General features: G+C 33.4%; 3 protein-coding genes. All 3 read right to left on the bottom strand.

All coding sequences use genetic code 11. The annotated features are described in order from the left end of the window. Nucleotides 1–169: 169 nt before the first annotated feature. The gene (locus HMPREF3050_RS10130) at nucleotides 170–604 is read right to left on the bottom strand and encodes an immunity 22 family protein (protein ID WP_070774686.1); all 435 of its coding nucleotides are present in this window, start codon (nucleotides 602–604) and stop codon (nucleotides 170–172) included. A gap of 452 nt (nucleotides 605–1056) precedes the next feature. Beyond that, complete coding sequence (locus tag HMPREF3050_RS10125; protein WP_070774685.1) at nucleotides 1057–1473, bottom strand: DUF4304 domain-containing protein; 417 nt, start codon at nucleotides 1471–1473, stop codon at nucleotides 1057–1059. Nucleotides 1474–1519: 46 nt separating this feature from the next. Further along, nucleotides 1520–2010 (bottom strand): RHS repeat-associated core domain-containing protein (locus HMPREF3050_RS14655; protein WP_283122381.1); only part of this gene is annotated, 491 nt, incomplete at its 5' end.

Here is a 2010-nt window from a genome sequence, read left to right as displayed (position 1 = left end):
TGTGCTGTCCCAGCGCATCGGTAATGCGCGCCAGTTGCCCTTCGGGGGTGTAGGCCAGTTTGGTTTCGTAACCGGAGCAGGGGCTGAAGAATGGGTCGTCTGAAAATTTTCAGACGACCTCAGAAGTTATTAGGTCTTAACCTAACTTATCACTATTGCGTAAAATAACTTATATTCTTGTAAATGATTGAGGATATAAAATTGTCCTTGATTCTAAGAAATCATTGTCCGCCTCAAAGTAACCAATATATTTGTATTTATCGAAACTTGTTCCTACTTGGAAAGTAAGTTGCTCATTAAAATACCATATGTATGAGTTTGGATTGTATAAATTTATATCTCTACATATTTTCTTAATTACATCATAATCTTGCTTTCTGACGGGGCTGCCTTTGAAAATTTCTTCAAGAGGTAGAGCATATGAAATATTTGGTTGAAGAGAGGCTATTTTCCCATTCATATTCCATTTTGGGTATTCATTAGGTATGCCTAGATCTTGTGCAAAGTTTGAGGTATTTGCTTGACTAACTCCTACGTATCTATCATATTCATCTATGCTTTCATAATGACCAAGCCATAGATGGTAAAAATTTGAATTATACATATAAAATCCTAATCCTATTTTAGTTACATGAATCTTTACATTTAGATTTAAATCCTTTCCCTCCCTGGCGAATTGGTTTTAAGTTATTTTCAGTGAAATCATAGATATTTCCAGTAGATAATTATTTAATAATAAATCCATCTAGGTGGTAGCGCACAGTTTGGTGACGGGCTGGTGCAGAATGTCGTACTGGGTATCGCGCAAGTTGGTTTTGGGTGCTCTATTCTTTGGATAGTATTTTCCATTGAAGCTGGGTGATAAGCTGGTCTTTTTCGTTGTAGTTTAGTCAGGTAAGGGGGTATAGGCAAGGTCGTCTGAAAATCAATTTCAGACGACCTTGATGTTTTGTTGGGTCTCGCCCCAACCTACGCTTGCTGAAAATTTTCAGACGACATTGCCAAGTTGTGGAGGCTAAATACAATATATATAATAAATTTTTTAAATTAAATTTATTATACCTGTTGCATTTTAATGTAGTTTTCGAATATTTCTATATTTGTTAGTTTTTTTATTTCGATTAAAAAATAGGTGTCTAATAAATCAAGAAAATCGAAATAATTTTGTTTATCTTTATTTTCATCAAAATTTATCCCTTTAATTAAAAATGAGTACTTAGGAAATAGATTCTCTAATCTTAAAATAAGATCCGCTCCCCAAGAAATTTCTTTTGGCGAAATATTAGGAGAAGTTTTTTTTGCATAAAGATTAAAGTAATATTGCTTAGAGTATTTACTTTTTTGAATATTAAACATACATTGAATATGACTATTATTATAGAAATAATTCGAGGTATTCAATTTCAAAAAATCATTTTTTTTTAAAATAGCTCTTAACTCTTTAAAAAAAATTTTCTCAAAATCAGCATTCATGTTGAATTTGTCCTTATTACACTTTAAATTTTAGGAAATTTTAGGTTTATGGTTTATAAAGATCAAGTATACCTTTCCATTTCCCTTTGCAAGAATCAGGGCCTTCACTATTAAGAACTCTCACATAGTTATTTAATTGTTTATTTCCCTTACATCTTCCTGATTTTGTATCAGGCTTTAATTCACGCACAATACAATTTTTATAGTCAATTGCATCAAATCGGTATAATTTCCCTGACTTTGTTCTAAAACTACTTTCAAAGTCATATCCACCACCTAATGTAAGTGAGTAATTTTTATGAGCTCTTTTCCCAACTTCAATTGCTGCTTTAACAACGGGATTCGCAGCTCCTTTTGCTAATCCTAGAAAGTCTACCCAAATTTGTACATTAGGTGCAAACCAATAAAGATTCTCCCCACCATATAACCCAATCGGGTCCTGATTTACAAACCGACCCGCATCAGGCTCGTAATACCTGAAGAAGTTGTAATGTAGTCCTGTCTCACGGTCGGCATACTGGTTTTGCAGGCGGAAGG

The organism is Neisseria sp. HMSC065D04, assembly GCF_001815675.1.
Lineage (GTDB): Bacteria > Pseudomonadota > Gammaproteobacteria > Burkholderiales > Neisseriaceae > Neisseria.
Note: the sequence above shows the minus strand (reverse complement) of the source record. Positions and strands in the feature narration are given on the sequence as shown.

Coding starts and splice junctions, on each gene's coding strand:
- HMPREF3050_RS10125 (WP_070774685.1), bottom strand. CDS start 1,473: ATGAATGCTGATTTTGAGAAAATTTTTTTTAAAGAGTTAAGAGCTATT.
- HMPREF3050_RS10130 (WP_070774686.1), bottom strand. CDS start 604: ATGTATAATTCAAATTTTTACCATCTATGGCTTGGTCATTATGAAAGC.